Origin of the sequence: Actinoplanes sp. NPDC049599 (assembly GCF_044465625.1) — a bacterium.
GTDB lineage: Bacteria > Actinomycetota > Actinomycetes > Mycobacteriales > Micromonosporaceae > Actinoplanes.
The window spans coordinates 205033-223864 of record NZ_JBITLX010000004.1 but is presented as its reverse complement, the minus strand read 5'-3'; the positions used below and the strand labels follow the sequence as shown (position 1 = coordinate 223864).

General features: G+C 74.4%; 18 protein-coding genes. 8 read left to right on the top strand and 10 right to left on the bottom strand.

The annotated features are described in order from the left end of the window. Nucleotides 1–2: 2 nt before the first annotated feature. A complete protein-coding gene (locus tag ACIBQZ_RS10010; RefSeq protein ID WP_396088164.1) occupies nt 3–968 on the top strand; it encodes a PLP-dependent cysteine synthase family protein in 966 nt (321 codons plus the stop codon). A gap of 325 nt (nt 969–1293) precedes the next feature. Here ACIBQZ_RS10010 and ACIBQZ_RS10005 read toward each other — a convergent pair whose 3' ends face one another. Continuing rightward, on the bottom strand, nt 1294–1659 hold the full coding sequence (locus ACIBQZ_RS10005; RefSeq protein ID WP_396088163.1) for a hypothetical protein: 366 nt from the start codon (nt 1657–1659) through the stop codon (nt 1294–1296). A 360-nt stretch (nt 1660–2019) separates the two neighbouring features. On the opposite strand from ACIBQZ_RS10005, the gene ACIBQZ_RS10000 reads away from it, so the two are divergent. The 5 genes from ACIBQZ_RS10000 to ACIBQZ_RS09980 are packed head-to-tail and all read left to right on the top strand — an operon-like array spanning nt 2020 to nt 6735. Continuing rightward, nucleotides 2020–2766, top strand: coding sequence for an MBL fold metallo-hydrolase (locus tag ACIBQZ_RS10000; protein WP_396088162.1), 747 nt, complete (start codon nt 2020–2022; stop codon nt 2764–2766). Nucleotides 2767–2825: 59 nt separating this feature from the next. Continuing rightward, nucleotides 2826–4082, top strand: coding sequence for a glycosyltransferase (locus ACIBQZ_RS09995; protein ID WP_396088161.1), 1257 nt, complete (start codon nt 2826–2828; stop codon nt 4080–4082). 24 nt (nt 4083–4106) lie between these two features. Continuing rightward, the gene (rph, locus tag ACIBQZ_RS09990; protein WP_396088160.1) at nt 4107–4835 is read left to right on the top strand and encodes a ribonuclease PH; all 729 of its coding nucleotides are present in this window, start codon (nt 4107–4109) and stop codon (nt 4833–4835) included. Then, on the top strand, nt 4832–5446 hold the full coding sequence (gene rdgB / locus ACIBQZ_RS09985) for an RdgB/HAM1 family non-canonical purine NTP pyrophosphatase (protein WP_396088158.1): 615 nt from the start codon (nt 4832–4834) through the stop codon (nt 5444–5446). Before rph ends, rdgB begins: the two co-directional genes overlap by 4 nt. A gap of 29 nt (nt 5447–5475) precedes the next feature. Beyond that, the gene (locus tag ACIBQZ_RS09980) at nt 5476–6735 is read left to right on the top strand and encodes a hypothetical protein (protein WP_396088156.1); all 1260 of its coding nucleotides are present in this window, start codon (nt 5476–5478) and stop codon (nt 6733–6735) included. Here ACIBQZ_RS09980 and ACIBQZ_RS09975 read toward each other — a convergent pair whose 3' ends face one another. The 9 genes from ACIBQZ_RS09975 to ACIBQZ_RS09935 form a co-directional block, all read right to left on the bottom strand. Then, nucleotides 6736–7308, bottom strand: a complete 573-nt coding sequence (locus ACIBQZ_RS09975; protein WP_396088155.1) for a hypothetical protein — start codon at nt 7306–7308, stop codon at nt 6736–6738. Then, nucleotides 7239–7901 (bottom strand): FAD-dependent oxidoreductase, encoded by a 663-nt coding sequence (locus ACIBQZ_RS09970; RefSeq protein ID WP_396088154.1) that lies wholly within the window; start codon nt 7899–7901, stop codon nt 7239–7241. Before ACIBQZ_RS09970 ends, ACIBQZ_RS09975 begins: the two co-directional genes overlap by 70 nt. Before the next feature lie 10 nt (nt 7902–7911). Next, entirely contained in the window at nt 7912–9447 is a 1536-nt protein-coding gene (hutH, locus tag ACIBQZ_RS09965; RefSeq protein WP_396088153.1) for a histidine ammonia-lyase, read from the bottom strand. Continuing rightward, nucleotides 9444–10592: an imidazolonepropionase gene (gene hutI / locus ACIBQZ_RS09960; RefSeq protein ID WP_396088152.1), complete on the bottom strand. Its 1149-nt coding sequence runs from the start codon at nt 10590–10592 to the stop codon at nt 9444–9446. Before hutI ends, hutH begins: the two co-directional genes overlap by 4 nt. Continuing rightward, nucleotides 10589–11863: a formimidoylglutamate deiminase gene (locus ACIBQZ_RS09955; protein WP_396088151.1), complete on the bottom strand. Its 1275-nt coding sequence runs from the start codon at nt 11861–11863 to the stop codon at nt 10589–10591. Before ACIBQZ_RS09955 ends, hutI begins: the two co-directional genes overlap by 4 nt. Beyond that, the gene (locus ACIBQZ_RS09950; RefSeq protein WP_396088150.1) at nt 11860–13038 is read right to left on the bottom strand and encodes an allantoate amidohydrolase; all 1179 of its coding nucleotides are present in this window, start codon (nt 13036–13038) and stop codon (nt 11860–11862) included. The genes ACIBQZ_RS09955 and ACIBQZ_RS09950 overlap by 4 nt, the downstream gene beginning before the upstream one ends. Then, entirely contained in the window at nt 13035–14669 is a 1635-nt protein-coding gene (gene hutU, locus ACIBQZ_RS09945; protein ID WP_396088149.1) for a urocanate hydratase, read from the bottom strand. Before hutU ends, ACIBQZ_RS09950 begins: the two co-directional genes overlap by 4 nt. 11 nt (nt 14670–14680) lie before the next feature. Continuing rightward, nucleotides 14681–15529, bottom strand: a complete 849-nt coding sequence (locus tag ACIBQZ_RS09940) for a MurR/RpiR family transcriptional regulator (protein ID WP_396088148.1) — start codon at nt 15527–15529, stop codon at nt 14681–14683. A gap of 125 nt (nt 15530–15654) precedes the next feature. Beyond that, on the bottom strand, nt 15655–17064 hold the full coding sequence (locus tag ACIBQZ_RS09935; protein ID WP_396088147.1) for a PLP-dependent aminotransferase family protein: 1410 nt from the start codon (nt 17062–17064) through the stop codon (nt 15655–15657). Between ACIBQZ_RS09935 and ACIBQZ_RS09930 the strand changes: the two genes are divergently transcribed. Together ACIBQZ_RS09930 and ACIBQZ_RS09925 are read left to right on the top strand one after the other, a co-directional pair. Then, a complete protein-coding gene (locus ACIBQZ_RS09930) occupies nt 17063–17992 on the top strand; it encodes a DMT family transporter (RefSeq protein ID WP_396088146.1) in 930 nt (309 codons plus the stop codon). The genes ACIBQZ_RS09935 and ACIBQZ_RS09930 overlap by 2 nt on opposite strands. Nucleotides 17993–18019: 27 nt before the next feature. Further along, nucleotides 18020–18823 carry an MOSC domain-containing protein gene (locus ACIBQZ_RS09925; RefSeq protein ID WP_396088145.1) on the top strand — a complete coding sequence of 268 codons (804 nt, stop codon included), beginning with the start codon at nt 18020–18022 and terminating at the stop codon, nt 18821–18823. Nucleotides 18824–18832 lie beyond the last annotated feature (9 nt).

The window sequence follows — 18832 nt, the reverse complement described above, 5'->3', positions numbered from 1 at the left end:
TCATGGCTCGCTACGAGAGCCTGCTGGACGCTTGCGGGGGCACGCCGCTGGTCGGCCTGCCCCGGCTGTCGCCGACGGTGCCCGAGGGGGCGCCGCCGGTGCGGCTCTGGGCCAAGCTGGAGGACCGCAACCCGACCGGCAGCATCAAGGACCGCCCGGCGCTGTTCATGGTGCGCGAGGCGGAGGAGTCCGGCCGGCTCCGCCCGGGCGACACCATCCTGGAACCGACCAGCGGCAACACCGGCATCTCCCTGGCCATGGTCGCCAAGCTGCGCGGCTACCGGCTGGTCTGCGTGATGCCGGAGAACGTCTCGTCCGAGCGGGTGCAACTGCTCCGGATGTACGGCGCGGAGATCATCTTCTCGCCGGCCGCGGGCGGCTCCAACCAGGCCGTCGCGACCGCGAAGCAGATCGCGGCGGAGCACCCGGACTGGGTCATGCTGTTCCAGTACGGCAACTCGGCCAACGCCCGGGCGCACTACGAGACCACCGGCCCGGAGCTGCTGCACGACCTGCCGACCATCACCCACTTCGTGGCGGGCCTGGGCACCACGGGCACGCTCATGGGCACCGGCCGGTATCTGCGGGAGAAGGTCGAGGGCATCCAGATCGTCGCCGCGGAGCCCCGCTACGGCGAGCTGGTCTACGGCCTGCGCAACATCGACGAGGGCTACGTCCCGGAGCTCTACGACGCGACCGTGCTGTCCCGGCGCTTCTCGGTCGGCACCCGCGACGCGGTGCTGCGCACCCGGCAGCTGGTCGAGGTGGAGGGCATCTTCGCCGGCTTCTCCAGCGGCGCGATCCTGCACGCCGCCCTGGCGGTGGCGCACGAGGCGGTCAAGGCCGGCCAGCGCGCCGACGTGGCGTTCGTGATCTGCGACGGCGGCTGGAAGTACCTGTCGACCGGCGCCTACGGCGGCACCCTGGCCGAGGCCGAGGACGCCCTCGAGGGCCAGCTCTGGGCCTGAGCACGCGGCGGGGCGGTCGCACCGCCCCGCCTGCCCGGCTCCCGGCCGGCACCGGCCTCGGCCGGTCCTGAGCCGGCCGCCGCCGGATCTACGTCCGTTTCGGCCGGTCCTGAGCCGGCCGCCGCCGGATCTACGTCCGTTTCGGCCGGTCCTGAGCCGGCCGCCGCCGGATCTACGTCCGTTTCGGCCGGTCCTGAGCCGGCCGCCGCCGGATCTACGTCCGCCTCGGCCGGTCCTGAGCCGGCCGCCGCCGGGCCTGCGTCCGCCTCGGCCGCGGCCTGACCGGCCGCGGCCTGACCGGGGGCCGGCTCCGATCCGGCCGGCCTCAGTAGGCGACGGCGAGCATGATGTCCGCGATCAGCGGCAGGGCCGCGCCCAGCAGCAGCGCCCAGGGCAGCACGCGCCGGTGGATGGACAGGAACGCCCCCACCGACAGCGCCACGCTCACCATCCCGAGGAACGCCAGCACCGGCACGTACCAGCCGGGGACGCCGCCGCCGATCTGCGAGACCAGGCCGCGGATGCCGATGCCCACGCCGGCCAGGCCGAGCAGCGACGCATAGACGGACATCGCCAGCAGTCGCCGGGTGCCCGGTGCCGGGTCGTCCACGCCCGGGAAGCGGAAGAACACCTCGCTGTCGGTCTCGCCGGCCTCGCCCGCGGGCGCCGGCTCCCAGCCGAACGGGACCACGTCCGGAGCCGGGGAGTCCTGGACCGGGACGCGCGTCCGCCTCGGTTCTTGCACACCCGTCGTCGCCACAGTGTTCCTCCGATTTGCCCGGTGACGTCCCTTCACCGTGTGCAACGAATGCGACTCACGTGGCGTAACGGATGGGATAATGATGCAGGTCACGACGGCTGTGACATAGGTTGTCGATTTAGCGACAAATCGATCAGACGTTTACGTGATGCGCTGGTCCCGGCGTACTCTCAGCAGCGTGATTGACTGGTCTGCCGTCTCGACCAAGGACCGATTCCTGGGGGCAAAGGACTTTCAAGGAGCAGTGGTCTTGGGCGAGTGGACGACCGAGCGTGAGCCAGAGGTACCCGCATGCGACTGACCGTTCTCGGCTGTGCCGGCAGTTTCCCCGGCCCCGAGTCGGCTTGTTCCGCCTATCTCGTCGAGGCCGAGGGTTTCCGGCTGCTCATCGATTTCGGGTCCGGATCGTTGTCGGCGCTCCAGCGGTATGCGGGCATCGGGGCAGTCGACGCGATCATGCTGACCCACCTGCACTGCGACCACATGCTGGACGCCTGCACGTACGTCGTGGTGCGTCGCTACGCGCCGGGTGGCCCGCTGCCGCCGCTGCCCGTGTACGCCCCGCTGGGCGCCGCCGAGCGCATCTCCGCGGCCTACAGCGCCGAGAACGAGCCGGTCGACGACGTGTACACGTTCTACGGTCTGCAGCCGGGCACGTTCCCCATCGGCCCGTTCACGGTCACCGCCGACCGGGTCAACCATCCGATCGAGACGTACGGCGTCCGGGTCGAGCACAACGGCCGGGTGCTGGCGTATTCCTCGGACACCGCGCCGTGCGACGCGCTGCTGCGGCTGGCGCAGGGCGCCGACTTGTTCCTGTGTGAGGCGAGTTACCTCGACGGCGTCGCCAACCCGCCCGACCTGCACCTGACCGGCGGCGAGGCGGGTGAGGCGGCCACCAAGGCGGACGTCGGCAAACTGCTGCTGACCCATCTGGTGCCCGCCTGGGGCAGCGAGGCCTCTACTGTGGAGGCCGCTACCGCCGCGTTCACCGGTCCGGTGGAGGTCGTCCGGCCCGGCGCCCGCTACGATCTCTGAGCTTGCCGAGGGACGGCACGAGCGGACCACGACCTCGAAGTGACCTGGGAGTGCCTTGCATGACTGGTCGATCAGTGGGTGAGCGCGGGTTGCGCATCGTCCGACTGGCGAACTTTGTCTCACCTCGTTCCGGTGGCCTGCGCACCGCGCTGCGCAACCTCGGCGAGGGCTACCTGCGAGCCGGCCACGAGCCGATCCTGATCGTCCCGGGGCGTGAGCGCTCCGACGAGATGACCGAGCAGGGCCGGGTCATCACGCTGCCGGGCCACCGGCTGCCGCGCACCGGCGGCTACCGCGTGCTGGCCGGCCGGCGTGAGCTGACCGGGCTGCTGGACGGGCTCCAGCCGGACCGGATCGAGGTCTCCGACCGGGCCACGCTGCGCTGGACCGGCCGCTGGGCGCGCGAGCGCGGGGTCGGCTCGATGATGGTCTCCCACGAGAGCCTGGCCGGCCTGCTCGGCGTCTGGGGCATGCCGCACCGCGACTCGCTCGCCGACCGGCTCAACCGGCGTACCGCCGAGGTTTTTGACCAGATCGTCTGCACGACCGCGTTCGCGGCGGCCGAGTTCCGCCGCCTCGGCGTGCCGAACCTGGTCGAGGTCCCGCTCGGGGTCAACCTGCGCCAGTTCCACCCGAGCCGCGCCGACGCGGCGGTCCGGTCCCGCTATGCGCGCCCGGAGGAGCTGCTCGTCGTCTACTGCAGCCGGCTGTCCGCCGACAAGCGCCCCGAGCTGGCCGTCGACACCATCGCCGCGCTGCGGGCCGCGAAGATCCCCGCGGTGCTGGCGCTGGCCGGCGACGGTTCGCGCCGCGCGGCGCTGGCCTACCGGGCCGCCCGGCTGCCGGTGCGCTTCACCGGGCACATCACCGACCGCGACGACGTCGCCGCGCTGCTGGCCAGCGCCGACGTGGCCGTCGCGCCGGGGCCGGTGGAGACGTTCGGGCTCGCCGCCCTGGAGGCGCTGGCCTGCGGTACGCCGGTGGTGGTCAACGCCGCCAGCGCGCTGCCCGAGGTTGTCGGTGACGCCGGGGTGGCCGTACCGGGCACTCCGGAGGCGTTCGCCGAGGGTGTCCGTACGCTCATGGAGCGTCCCGAGGGTGAGCGCCGGGCCGCGGCCCGGGCCCGCGCCGAGCTTTTCGGCTGGCCGCAGGCCGTCGACGGCTTCCTGCGGGCGCACGGCGCACTGCCGGAGGGCCGCAGTTCGGCGGTGGTGGCCCGGCAGACCGTGCCGGCCCAGGCGCTGCGACCGGCGGTGCCGGCCGTCGCGGCCGTGGCATCCAGTGCCTGGGCGACGGCACCCGGCGACGCGCTGTAACGGCGATCGGCCTAGGCTCTTCCCATGGCGCGACCCGACGGCCGAGAGTCCGGCCAACTCCGACCCGTAACCCTCACCCGCCGGTGGAGCATCCATCCCGAGGGATCGGTGCTCGTCGAATTCGGCGATACCCGGGTGCTCTGCACCGCCAGCGTGACCGAGGGCGTGCCGCGCTGGCGCAAGGGCTCCGGCCTGGGCTGGGTGACGGCCGAGTACGCAATGCTCCCGCGCGCCACCAACACCCGGGGCGACCGGGAGAGCGTCAAGGGCAAGGTCGGCGGCCGCACCCAGGAGATCTCCCGGCTGATCGGGCGCAGCCTGCGCGCCTGCATCGACCTCAAGGCCCTCGGCGAGAACTCGATCGTGCTGGACTGCGACGTGCTGCAGGCCGACGGCGGCACCCGCACGGCGGCCATCACCGGCGCGTACGTCGCGCTGCACGACGCGGTGAACTGGCTGGCCGACCGCAAGTCGCTGGCCGGCAAGGTCGAGAAGGTGATGCACCGCTCGATCCAGGCGGTCAGCGTCGGCATCATCGACGGCGAGCCCCGCCTCGACCTGATGTACCTCGAGGACGTGGCCGCGGAGGTGGACATGAACGTGGTCTGCACCGGCGACGGCGACTTCGTGGAGGTGCAGGGCACGGGCGAGGCCAACGTGTTCCGCCGCGACCAGCTCGACGCGCTGCTCGACCTCGGCGTGCTCGGCTGCGCGGAGCTGGCCGCCGCCCAGCAGAAGGCGCTCGCTTCATGAGTGCCCGGCTGCTGCTGGCCACGGCCAATCAGAAGAAGCTCGTCGAGCTGCAGCGCATCCTGGACAACTCGCTCGGCGCCGGCGGCGTCGAGCTGGTCGGGCTGGGCGCGTTCCCGGACTATCCGGACGTTCCCGAGACCGGCCTGACCTTCGGCGAGAACGCCCTGATCAAGGCCCGTGAGGGCGCCTACCGCACCGGCTTGCCGACCGTGGCGGACGACTCGGGGCTGGCCGTGGACGCGCTCAACGGCATGCCCGGGGTGTTCAGCGCCCGCTGGGCCGGCGGCCACGGCGGCGACGACGCGAACCTGGAGCTGGTGCTGGCCCAGATCGGCGACGTGCCGGACGAGCACCGCGGCGGCGCGTTCGTCTGCGCGGCCGTGCTGGTGCTGCCGAACGGCCGCGAGCACCTGGTCGAGGGCAAGCAGCGCGGCCAGATCCTGCGTTCCCGGCGCGGCACCGGCGGGTTCGGCTACGATCCGATCTTCCTCGGCGAGGGGCAGAGCCGCACCAACGCGGAGCTGAACCCGGCGGAGAAGGACACGATCAGTCACCGCGGCAAGGCGTTCCGCGAGCTGGCCAAGGTCATCGCCAAGGAGCTGCCCCGCTAGCTGTCGTAGCCGGCAACTACTATGCCGCCGTGACCAAACGGGGGTTGGGTGTAGCTGTCGTGCTGCTGCTGGCGGCTGCGGGATGCGTGCCGGGCGGCACGTCGGCGCAGTCGGTCGAGCTGGTGGCCGGTGGCGGCGAGACCGACGGCGGGCCGGCCGCGGACGCGTTCATCGACGGCCGGCTCGTCGACATGACGGTGGACCGGGCCGGGACGCTGCGCGTGCTGACCGAGAACGACGCGGTCGCGACGATGTGGACAGTGCAGGCCGGCACGCTGTCCCACGTCGTGGTCCCGGAGCTCAACGCCGACTACATCAGCCAGATGACGGTCGACCCGGTCGGGGCGGTCTACGTCGCGCTGTGGAACGGCGAGGGCGGCGTGTGGCACATCTCGCCGCAGGGCAGGGCCACCCGGCGGCTCGGCATCGACCGGGACACCTACCGGGGCGACCGCGAGCCCTCGGCCGACGGCGCCGCGGCGGCCGGCGCCTACCTGCAATATCTGCACGGCGTCGCGGTCGGCCCGGACAGCCGGATCTACTTCGCCGAGGAGCGGATCCGGCCGACGACCCACCAGCTGGTCCGCACCGTCGACGGCGGCAAGCTCAAGACCGTGCTCGGGCGGGACCTGGCCGGGCTCACCGCGCGCGAGTGGCGCTCCGCGCGCACCCGGGAGGGCGGCTTCCCGGACGGCATCCCGGGCCCGCGGATCGCGCTCGAGGGCGGGCTGAACAACCTGATCGCGCTCGGCGCCGACGGCACTGTCTACGCCGGACCGGGCCGGCGCAGCGTCGTCGCGGTCCGGGCCGACGGCTCCGCGCACGAGCTGATCGGCAACCTGGCCGGCGGCGCCGTGGACGACGACCTGGTCGGCGACCCCGAGGAGCCGTTCGCCGGCCGCGGCCCGGCCGCCCGCGCGTCGGTCTGGCTCAAGGGCGCCCGCGCCGGCAAGCGCGAGAGCAACGCGAGCCTGGTGACCGACGACCGCGGCAACGTGTACGTGACCAGCGTGCGCTCCGGCCGCGACGAGCTGCCGGACGACTTCGACTGGACCGGCGACGCCACCGGCCGTCAACGTGACCTGCTGAAGCGGTCCCGCGAGCAGCGCGAGTCCCGCACCGACACCACCGAGGTGCTGCAGATCCGCCCGGACGGGTCGCTGGCCACCGCGGCCGGGCACGCCGACGCGGCCGCGGTCCAGGGCGACTGGCTGTACCTGGCCCGGGCCTTCACCGACGACGAGAACACCGGCCGGGTCCTGGTGGTCCGCACAGCAATCCCCCGTTAGTCAGCCGGTCCGGCGGCCGCCGTGGCGTAGCGCCCGGGCGATCACCGCCGGGCGCAGCAGGGCGCTCGGCGGGGCCAGCAGCTGCTGGACGTCCAGGTAGGTCCGGCTCAACTCCGCTGACACCTGCGAGGCGATCGTCACCCGCCTGCCGTACCAGTTGCTGAAGGCGGCGCCGCGCGGTCGCGGCCCGGCCGTCTCCGGGTACGCGAAGTCGTTGCCGACCGCAAACCGCCACGGCACCGCGATCAGCCCCGCCGCGGCCCGGTAGTAGTCCCGGGCGGCAGCCGCCGTCGCCGAGCCGTGCCGCTGCAGCGTCTCGCCGAGGGCCACCGCCGCCAGCGCCGCGACCGTCATGCCCTGGCCGTAGATCGGGTTGAAGCTGCACACCGCGTCGCCCACGGTGAGCAGGCCGGCCGGGTGCCGCGCCAGCTTCTCGAAGAGCCGCCGGCGGCTGGACGGGAAGCGGTACGGCACCGGCTCGCCGAGCGGCTCGGCCCGGGCGATCAGGTCCGCCACGATCGGGTCGGGCAGACTGCGGGCGTACGCCTCGAAGCTCGCCGCGTCACCGGGCACCGGGTCGAGTAGCCGACGCCCACCTTGACCTCGAGCTGCCGCGGCGCCGGCAGGCCCAGCCCGGCCAGCCACCGGTCGGACCGGCTGCCGCGCCCGGAGCAGTCCACGACCACGTCTGCGGCCAGGGTCTCGCCGGTGTCCAGCACCACGCCGGTCACCGCGTCCGCCGTGCCGGTCAGCGCGGTCACCGCCACCCCGTCGCGGATCGTCACGGCCGGCTCGGCCGCGACCCGGTCCCGGAGCACCGCCTCCAGCAGCGGCCGGCTCATCGAGGTCAGGTCCCGGCCGACCGGGGTGGAGATCCGGCGCCGGCCGAACCGGTAGTTGCACAGCCCGGTGCCGACGTCGAAGCGGCTGGCTCCCCGCGTGACCAGCTCGTCGGCCAGGCCGGGGAACAGCTCGGCCAGTTCGCGCAGCCCGGACAGCAGCAGGATGTGGCCGTGCCCGCCCTGCGGCACCCCGCGCCGGGGTGCGCCGCCGCCCGCCAGGCTGTCCCGATCGAGGACCGTGACCTGCGCGTACCGGCGGCTCAGCACGCGCGCCGCGGTGAGCCCGCCGATCCCGGCACCGATGATGACCGCTCTGCCGTCCATAGTGGAAAGCCTAGAGCAGCGGGCCGATCGCCTCCTCGATCTCGGCGCGCAGCGCCCGGCCGGCGACAACCGCGCGGCACTGCTCGATGACCGGGGCCAGGAAGACGTCCGGGCCCGGCTCGCCGGCGAAGCCCACCAGCGCCGCCACCGCCGCGCGGCCGGCCGGCGACGGGGTCAGCGGCGCGCGCAGCTGGATGCCGCGCACCCCGGCCAGCAGCTCGACGGCGAGCAGGCTGGTCAGGTTGTCCAGCACCGTCCGCAGCTTCTTGGTCGCGGCCCAGCCCATCGACACGTGGTCCTCCTGCATGCCGCTGGTGGGCAGCGAGTCCACCGAGGCGGGGGCGGCCAGCCGCCGGTTCTCCGCGACGATCCCGGCGGCGGTGTACTGGGCGATCATCAGGCCCGAGTTCACCCCGGCGTCCGGCGCCAGGAACGGCGGCAGCGTGCGGTTGCGGGTCACGTCCAGCAGCCGGTCCACCCGGCGCTCGGCGATCGCGCCGACCTCGGCGGCGGCGATGGCCAGGAAGTCGGCGGCGAAGCCGAGCGGCGCGCCGTGGAAGTTGCCGGTGGACTCGACCCGGCCGTCGGCGAGCACCACCGGGTTGTCCACCACGGACCGCAGCTCGCGCCCGGCGGTGGTGCGCACGAACTCCAGCGTGTCCCGGGCGGCGCCGGCGACCTGCGGCGCGCACCGCATCGAGTACGCGTCCTGCACGGCGTGCGCCAGGTCGTCCCGGTGCGAGTCCATGATCGCCGAGTCCTGGAGCAGCCGGTGGATGTTCGCCGCGGAGTCGGACTGGCCCGGGTGCGGGCGGATCGCGTGCAGCTCCGGCAGGAACGGCCGTTCCGAGCCGAGCATCGCCTCGATCGCCAGCGCCGCCGTCACGTCCGCCATCGCGAACAGGTGCCGGGCGTCCTCGACCGCCAGCAGCAGCATGCCCAGCATGCCGTCGGTGCCGTTGATCAGCGCCAGGCCCTCCTTGGCGGCCAGTGCCAGCGGCTGCAGCCCGGAGCCGTGCAGCGCGTCCGCCGCCGCCATCCGGGAGCCGTCCTTGCCGAGCACCCAGCCCTCGCCGAGCAGCACCAGCGCGCAGTGCGCCAGCGGGGCGAGGTCACCGGAGGCGCCGAGCGAGCCGTGCTCGGGCACCCACGGCGTGATGTCGTTGTTGAGCAGGTCGACGAGGCCCTGGGCGAGCACCGGCCGTACCCCGGACAGGCCGAGCGCCAGCGAGCGGACCCGCAGCAGCATCATCGCGCGCACCACCTCGCGCGGCATCGGCGCGCCGACGCCGGCCGCGTGCGAGCGGATCAGCGCGTGCTGCAGCTCGGCCCGGCGCTCCGGGGCGATGGACGTGTTGGCCAGCGCGCCGAAGCCGGTCGAGACGCCGTACACCGGGCGGCCGGAGGCCTCGATGGTGTCGACGATGGCCCGGCTGCGGGCCATCGCCGCGTACGCGGCCTCGGAGATCTCGACGCGGGCGTCGTGCCGGGCGACGGCGAGCACGTCGGCGGGGGTGATGCCGGTGGGTTCGACAGAAACGGTCATTGGGGCACTCCGCTGTGCAGCACTGTGGTGATCAGGGGGACACCCGGCCGGTAGGCCAGGTGCAGATAGGAGGGCGCGTCGAGGACGGCCAGGTCGGCCCGCGCGCCGGGGCGCAGCACGCCGACGTCGTCGCGGCGCAGCGCCCGGGCGCCGCCCGCGGTCGCGGCCCAGAGGGCCTCGGCGGGCGTCATCCGCATCTCGCGCACCGCCAGGGCCAGGCAGAAAGGCATGGAGGACGTGTACGACGACCCGGGGTTGCAGTCCGTTGCCAGCGCCACGGTCACCCCGGCGTCGAGCAGCCGCCGCGCGTCCGGGTACGGCGACCGGGTGGAGAACTCGGCCCCGGGCAGCAGCGTCGCCACGGTGTCCGAGCCGGCCAGCGCGGCCACGTCGGCGTCGGTGAGGTGGGTGCAGTGGTCGGCGCTGGCGGCACCCAGCTCCACCGCCAGCCGCACCCCCGGCCCGGGGCCGAGCTGGTTGGCGTGCACCCGCAGCCCCAGCCCGGCCGCCGCCCCCGCGGTCAGGATCGCGCGGGTCTGGTCACCGTCGAACGCACCCCGGTCGCAGAACACGTCGACCCATTTCGCGTGCGGCGCGGCGGCCGCGAGCATCGGCCCGCTGACCAGCCGCACGTAGCCGTCCGGGTCGCCGGCGTACTCGGCCGGGACGACATGCGCGCCGAGGAACGTCGTCTCGCTGGTGAGCTGCCCGGCGATGCGCAGGCTGCGGACCTCCTCGGCGACGGTCAGGCCGTAGCCGCTCTTGATCTCGATGGTCGTGGTGCCCTGCCGCCGGGCCTCGGTGACCAGCCGGCGGGCCGCGGCCAGCAGCGTGGCGTCGTCGGCGGCGCGGGTCGCCGCGACGGTCGTGCGGATGCCGCCGCCGGTGTAGGGCTCGCCGTTCATCCGGGCCGCGAACTCGCCGGCCCGGTCGCCGGCGAAGACCAGGTGGGCGTGGCTGTCCACGAAGCCCGGGATGACCGCGGCGCCGCCGGCGTCGAGCCGCTCGTCGGCCGCGGGCGCGGCGCCCAGGGGCCCGACCCAGGCGACCCGGTCGCCGTCGACCACGACGGCCGCGCCGGTCAGCACCCCGAGCTCCGGGTCGTTGGTCGTCAGCTCGCCGATGTTCGTGATCAGCAGGGTCATCGGAGCGCCTCCCGCAGCGCCGCGGGGACGTCGAACGCGGTGTGCCGGCCGTCGTCGACGATCAGCCGGCCGTCCGCGACCACGTGGGTGACGTCGGCGGCCGTGGCGGCGAAGACCGCGCCCGCCGGATCGACGCCCGCGGTCCGCACGCTGCCCAGCGAGACGGCGACCAGGTCGGCGCGGTTGCCGACCGCGATCGACCCGGCGTCGTCCCAGCCCAGCGAGGCGTGGCCGGTGGCGGTCGCGGCGGTCAGCAGTTCCCCGGCGGTGAAGTGGCCGCGCTTCTCCGTGGCGAGCCGTTCGTCCAGCTCGACGCCGCGGGCCTCCTCGAAGAGGTCGATGACCGCGTGGCTGTCGCTGCCCAGGCTGAGGCGGGCACCTGCGTCGGCGAGGGCGCGGGCCGGGCCGATGCCGTCGGCCAGGTCACGCTCGGTGGTCGGGCAGAGGCAGACGTGCTGTCCACCGAGGATGTCGCGGTCGGTGGGGGAGAGGTGGGTCGCGTGGACTGCGGTTGTCTCCGGCTGCCAGACGCCCATCTTGTCGAGCAGCTCGGTGGGGGAGCAGCCGTGCGCGGCCCGGCACTGCTCGTTCTCGGCACGCTGCTCCGAGAGGTGGAGGTGCAGCGGCGCCCGCCCGGCTACCCGGCCGAGGACGTGCGCGGGCACGGCCCGGACCGAGTGCAGGGCCGCGCCGATCTTCGCGCCGGGGCTCGCGCGCAGCGCGTCGACGCGTTCAGCCCAGCCGTCGTAGTCGCCGTCGCCGAACCGCCGCTGCACCCCCTCCAGCGGGTTGCCGTCCACACTGGACGTCAGGTAGACCGCGTCCAGCAGGGTGATCCGGATGCCTGCCTCCCGGGCCGCCTCGATCAGCGCCTGACCCATGGCGTTCGGGTCGGCGTAGGGCGTGCCGTCCGGGCCGTGGTGCAGGTAGTGGAACTCGCCGACGCAGGTGATGCCGGCCAGGGCCATCTCGCCGTAGACGGCGCGGGCCAGGGTGAAGTAGCTGTCCGGGTCGAGCCGGCCGGCCACCGCGTACATCTGCTCGCGCCAGGTCCAGAAGCTGCCGCGGTCGCCGTGGGTGCGCCCGCGCAGCGCCCGGTGGAACGCGTGCGAGTGGGCGTTGGCCAGCCCGGGCAGCACCAGCCCGGGCAGCCGCGCGCCGCCGGTCGCCGCCCCGGGGGTCACCGCGGTGAAACGCCCGTCGGTGATCTCCAGGCGGACGTCGCGCGCGACGGCCCCGTCGACCCAGGCGTACTCCGCGAAGTAGGTCACGCCGCCAGCTCCCCGAGCACCGTGGCGAGCGCCGCGACGCCGGCGGTGCAGTCCTCGTCGGTGGCGTGCTCGGCCGGCGAGTGCGAGATGCCGGTCGGGTTGCGGACGAACAGCATCGCGGTCGGTACGTGCGCGGACAGCACCCCGGCGTCGTGTCCCGCACCGGTGGGCAGGATCGGCGCGTCACCGAGCAACGTGGACAGCCGCGTCGCCAGCGTGGTGTCGAAGGCGACCTCGGGGGAGGCCGACTCCGGCTCGACGGTGACCTGCGTGCCGTCGTCGGCGGCCCGGTCCACCGCGCGCTTGACGATGGCGTCGACCAGCCGTTCCATGGTGGCGGTGTCCGCCGCCCGGGCGTCCAGCCAGGCCCGGACCAGCGACGGGATCGCGTTGGTGGCGTTGGGCTGCACCGACACCCGGGCGATCGTGGCCAGCGCCCCGGCCAGCCGCGCCTCGGAGTTGGCCGCCAGCACGGTGGCCGCGAACGTCAGCATCGGGTCGTGCCGGTCGGCCATCCGGGTGGTGCCGGCGTGGTCGCCCTCGCCGGTGAAGTCCAGCCGCCAGCGCCCGTGCGGCCAGATCGCGCTCGCCACCCCGACCGGCACCGCCAGCGCCCGGCCCTGCTCGATGTGCAGCTCCACGACGGCGCCGACCCGGCCGGCCAGCGCGGGCAGGGCCCCGGCCGGCCGCGCGCCGAGCGCCTCGCCGAACGTCACCCCGTCGGCGTCGCACAGCGCGGCGGCGGCGTCCGGGTGGATCGCGCCGGTCAGCAGCCGGGAGCCGAGACACGGCAGGCCGAAGCGGCCGCCCTCCTCCTCGACGAACGCGGCCACCGCGATCGGCCGGGCCGGGGTCACGCCGTTCGCCCGGAGCCGGTCGACGGCGAGGAACGCGCTGACGATGCCGAGCGGGCCGTCGTAGCCGCCGCCGTGCGGGACCGAGTCGAAGTGCGAGCCGGTCAGCACCGTGCCGGGGCCCCACTGCCGGCCCCACCAGGCGAACAGGTTGCCGTTGCCGTCGTCGGTGACCACCATGTCGCGGCGGTCGGCCTGGTTGCGGAACCAGTCGCGCAGGACCAGCTCGGGTGGGCTCAGGGCGTACCGGAGATAACCGCCGCCGGGCTCGCGGCCGATCGGCGCGATCTCGGCCCAGAGCCGCGCGAAGGCCGCGCTCATGCCTCTGCCCGCATCGGGATGTGCACCGAGGCCGCGGCGGCGGAGGGGTAGCCGGCGTCGACGTGCCGGATCACGCCCATGCCCGGGTCGTTGGTGAGCACCCGCTCGATCTTCTGCCCGGCCAGCGCGGTGCCGTCGGCGACGCAGACCTGCCCGGCGTGGATCGAGCGGCCGATGCCGACCCCGCCGCCGTGGTGGATGGAGACCCAGCTGGCCCCGCTCGCCGTGTTGATCATCGCGTTCAGCAGCGGCCAGTCGGCGATCGCGTCCGAGCCGTCCAACATGGACTCGGTCTCCCGGTACGGCGACGCCACCGACCCCGCGTCGAGGTGGTCCCGGCCGATGACCAGGGGAGCGGACACCTCGCCGCGCGCCACCATGTCGTTGAACCGCACCCCGGCCTTGTCCCGTTCGCCGTAGCCGAGCCAGCAGATCCGGGCCGGCAGCCCCTGGAACGCGACCCGCTCGCCGGCCAGCCGGATCCACCGGGCCAGCGGCTCGTTGTCCGGGAACAGCTCCAGCACGGCCCGGTCGGTGGCGGCGATGTCGGCCGGGTCGCCGGAGAGCGCCGCCCAGCGGAACGGCCCCTTGCCCTCGGCGAACAACGGCCGGATGTACGCGGGCACGAACCCCGGAAACGCGAACGCCCGCTCGTACCCGCCGAGCTGCGCCTCGCCGCGGATGGAGTTGCCGTAGTCGAACACCTCGGCGCCGGCGTCGAGGAAGCCGACCATCGCCTCGACGTGCCGGGCCATGCTCTCGCGCGCCCGGTCGGTGAACTCCTCCGGCTTGGCGGCGGCGTAGTCGGCGACGTCGGCCGGCGCGACCCCGACGGGCACGTAGCTCAGCGGGTCGTGCGCGCTGGTCTGGTCGGTGACGATGTCGATCGCCACGCCCCGGCGCAGCAGCTCGGGGAGGACCTCGGCGGCGTTGCCGACGACCCCGATGCTGATCGCGGTCCGGTCCCGCCGGGCGGCCTCGGCCTGGGCGACCGCGGCGTCCAGGTCCGTCGCCACCGTGTCCAGGTAGCGGTCCTTGACCCGGCGGCGCAGCCGCGTCTCGTCGACGTCCACGATCAGGCAGACACCGCCGTTCATGGTCACCGCGAGCGGCTGCGCGCCGCCCATGCCGCCGCAGCCGGCCGTCAGCGTCAGCGTGCCGGCCAGGTCGCCGCCGAACCGCTTGGCCGCCACGGCCGCGAACGTCTCGTACGTGCCCTGCAGGATGCCCTGGGTGCCGATGTAGATCCACGAGCCGGCGGTCATCTGGCCGTACATGGTCAGGCCCAGCTTCTCCAGCCGGCGGAACTCCGGCCAGGTCGCCCAGTCGCCGACCAGGTTGGAGTTGGCCAGCAGCACCCGCGGCGCCCACTCGTGGGTGCGGAACACCCCGACCGGCTTGCCGGACTGCACCAGCAGCGTCTCGTCGTCGGCCAGCACGTCCAGCTCCCGGACGATGGCGTGGAACGACGGCCAGTCCCGCGCCGCGCGTCCGGTGCCGCCGTAAACGACCAGGTCGTCGGGGCGCTCGGCCACGTCGGGGTCGAGGTTGTTCAGCAGCATCCGCTTGGCGGCCTCCTGCGGCCACCCCTTGGCGGTACGGGTGGTGCCACGTGGCGCTCGGACTGACATCAAAGGCTCCTTCACGCTTCGAACAGGTGGCGGCGGGAGGCGGTCGCCTCGAACTCCTCCAGGCGGCGCTGGGCCCGTTCCGGCGCGGCGTCGCACATCGCCTGCAACAGCACCATGGCCATCGCCATCGGGCCGGTGTGCAGGTCGAACACGAGCTGGGTGCCGACCGGCGCGGGCAGCACCACGTCGGCGTGGGCGGCGACCGGGCTGACCGCGGAGTCGGTGAGCGCGACGACGGCCAGCCCGGCGCGGCCGGCCTCGCGGATCACCTCCAGGGTCTCCCTGGGGTAGCGGGGAAGCACGATCGCCAGCATGGCGGTCGCCCCGGCGGCGCGGGCCTGATCGAGGCGATCCAGCAGCAGCGTGCCGCCGTCGTCGAGCACCCGCACGTCCGGATGCACCTTGGCGGCGAAGTACCCGAAGTACGCGGCCAGCGGCCCGGCGGCGCGCAGGCCCAGCACCGGCAGCGGCCGGCTGGCGGCGAGCAGCCCGGCGCCCTGCCGCACCGCGTCCAGGCTGCCCAACTGGTCGGCCATGCGTTCCAGGTGCTGGGTCTCGGCCCGCAGGGCCCGCTGCATCGGGTTGTCGCCGCTGTCCGCGGGGGCGGCGCCGACGCCGACCAGGGCGCGCAGCTCGCGGCGCAGGGCGGGATAGCCGGCGTAGCCCAGGGCCATCGCGAAGCGGGTCACCGACGGCTGGCTCACCCCGGCCAGCTCGGCCACCTCGGCGGCGGAGAGATAGGCGGCCGACGGTGCATGCTGGACCAGGCATTGGGCGATCCGCCGCTGGGTGGGGGTGAGCCGGGCGCCCTGGAAGAGATCAAGCACCCGCTCGGCCGTCCTGGCAGCTCCGTCATTCACCCCCGAAGACTATGCATAAAAACTTTCACTGCGCTAGTCCCCGTTCGGGATCGGCAGTTTCGTCGCCGCCCGGATCCGGGCACGGACGCCGCGGAGAAGCCGGCGCTGCTCGGCGCGGCGATCTCTCACCGACCGCCGCGCAGCACCCGGCCGAGGATCCGGGCCGCCTCGGGAAAGGCGGCCGGGTTCGGTCCCGCGTAGTTCAGCCGGACGAACGGTCCCGTCGGCTCCGCCGGGAACCACTCGTCGCCGGTCGCGACGAGCAGCCCCGCGCTCTCGCAGTCGCGGGCCAGGCGGTCCAGGTCGGTGCCGTCGGGCAGCCGCAGCCACAGGTTCAGCCCGCCGGCCGGCACGTGGTCGAGGCTCGCCTCGGCGACGTGCTCCCGGACGGCGGTGACCAGCAGGTCGCGGCGGGCGCCGAGGTGGTGGCGCAGGCCCCGGAGGTGGGTCTGCCAGGCGGGTTGCGTGACGATGTCGAGCGCGGCGGCCTGCAGCAGCCCGCTGACGTACATCGACTCGGCGCCGCGGTCGGCCAGGATGCGGTCGCGGGCCGGGCCGCGGGCGATCACCGCCGCCACCCGAATCGCCGGGGACACGCTCTTGGTCAGCGAGCGCAGGTGGACCACGTGGCCGGCGTCGTCGCGGGCCGCCACCGGGGTGGGCGAGCCGGTGATGCCGAAGTCGTGCGCCCAGTCGTCCTCGATCAGGAACGCGCCGTGCGCGCGGACCACGTCCAGCACCGGGTCGTGCCGGTCCGCCGGCCACTGCGCGCCGGTCGGGTTGGCGTAGTTCGGCTGGGCGTAGAACAGCCGGGCGGAGGTCTCCGCGAAGGCGCGGGCCAGCTCGTCCGGGTCCGGCCCGGCCGGGCCGCTCGGCACCGGTACGACCCGGACGCCGGCCTGCTCGGCGGCGAGGATGGCGCCCCAGTAGGTCGGGGACTCCAGCAGGACGGGCTGCCCGGGGCCGGCCAGGGCGCGGAAGATCGAGCTGAGCCCGCTCTGGCTGCCCGGCAGCACGATGACGTCGCTGGGCAGCGGTGCGGTGCTGCCGGCCGGGGTCACCTCGGCCAGTTCCCGGGCGAACCACGACTGGAGCTCCGGCAGCCCCGCGACGGGCGGCCGGGAGACCGCGGCGGCCGACCGCGCCGCCCGGGTCAGCGCCGCCCGGACCAGGCGTTCGGGGAGCAGCTCACGGTCGGGGTAGCCGGAGTGCAGGGCGATGACGTCCGGCGGGGCGTCGCGCAGCGCGGTGGACACCGGGGTGATCCGGTTCCGGGGCGCGCGCAGGGCCGCGGTCTGCCAGCCGTAGTCGGCCGGCCGGGCGGTGCGGACCGCGCGGACGAAGGTGCCGGCGCCCGGGCGGCTCTCGATCAGCCCCTGGCCGATCAGCGTGCGCAGCGCGAGCTGCACCGTCACCGGGCTCGCCTGGTAGCGGGCGACCAGGGCCCGGGTGGCGGGCAGCCGGGCGCCCGGGGCGGCGGTGCCGATCCAGACGCGCAGATCGTCGACGATGCGCGAACTGCTACTGTCATTCATGAAACGACAGAGTAGCGCTACTACGGTTTCCGGCACACCGCTATCGGGTCTGGCGTGGGGGCTGCTCGGCGTGGCGGCCTTCTCGTTCACGGTCCCGTTCACCCGGGTGGCGGTGGGCGGGCTCTCCCCGCTGTTCATCGGCTGCGGCCGGGCGGTGGTCGCGGCCGGGCTGGCCACGGTGGCGCTGCTCGCCACCCGGCAGCGCCTGCCGCACGGCCGGCAGTGGTTGCGCCTGGGCGTGGTCGGCGCCGGCGTGGTGGCCGGCTTCCCCCTGCTGACCTCGTACGCGCTCACAACCACGCCGGCCGGGCACAGCATCATGATCATCGCGGTGCTGCCGGCCGCCACCGCGGTGCTGGCGGTCCTGCGCGGACACGAACGCCCGCCGCGCGCGTTCTGGATCGCCGCGGGGCTCGGCGCGCTCGCGGCGGTGGGATTCGCCGCGGCGCGCGGCGCCGGCCCGCTCCGGCTGCACTGGGCCGACCTGCTGCTGCTCGGCGCGGTGCTGGCTGCGGCCATCGGGTACGCCGAGGGCGGCCTGCTCGCCCGCGAACTGGGCGCCTGGCAGACGGTGTCCTGGGCGCTGGTGCTGTGCGCCCCGCCGATGCTGGCCCTCACCCTGCTCTCCGCCGCCCGGGACAGCCCGCAGGCGACGCCGGCGCAGTGGGCGGCGTTCGCCTACCTGGCCGTGGTCAGCATGTTCCTGGGTTTCTTCGCCTGGTACCACGGGCTGGCGGTCGGGCCGATGGCGCAGGTCAGCCAGGTGCAGCTGGTCCAGCCGGTGCTGGGCATCGGCTGGGCGGGGCTGCTGCTGGGCGAGCAGCTCACCGCCACCACGATCGGCGGTGGCCTCGTGGTGATCCTCTGCGCCGGCGGCGCGGTCCGCGTACGCCTCGGTGGCCGTCCGGCCGGGCGCTCCGCGGCGTGATCCGCGGGACGTGCCTACGCTGGGCGGATGCGGATCAGCGCGCTGCACACGTACCCGGTCAAAGGTGGTCACCGCCTGGACCACGACGCGGCGTGCGTGCAACCGTGGGGTCTCGCCGGCGACCGCCGCTGGATGATCGTCGATCCCGACGGGGTCGGCATCACCCAGCGCCAGGCCCCGGTGCTCACCGCGCTGCACGCGGTGCCGCGTCCCGGCGGGCTGCTGCTCAACGGCTTCGACGTCGCCGAACCCGCCGACGGCCCGAAGGAGACGCTGCGGGTCTTCAGCTCCAAGCCGCCGCTGACCGGCCGGCTCGCGACGGCCGCGACGGCCTTCGTCTCGGACTTCCTCGGCCGCCCGGCCCGGCTCGCCTGGCTCGCCGACACCACGGTACGGCCGATCGAGACGCACGCGCTGCCCGGCGACCGGGTCAGCTTCGCCGACGGTTACCCGCTGTTGCTCGTCAACGCCGCCTCGCACGCCGCGGTCAACGACTGGCTGCTCGAGGCCGGCGACGAACCCGTGCCGCTGACCCGCTTCCGGCCCAACGTGGTCATCACCGGCGCCGCGCCCTGGGCCGAGGATGGCTGGCTCGGCGGCCGGCTGCGCCTGGGCGAGGTGACCTTCCGCGCGGCCAAGGCGTGCAGCCGCTGCGTGGTGACCACGATCGATCAGGAGACCGGCGAGGCCGGCCGGCAACCCCTGCGCGCGCTCGGCCGGCACCGCCGTTATGCCGACGGGCTGCTCTTCGGCATCAATCTGATCCCCGACATCGCCCCGGGTGAGACGCAGGTCATTCGGGTGGGGGAGTCTTCCTTAGCTCTGTCTTAGGAGAGTTGC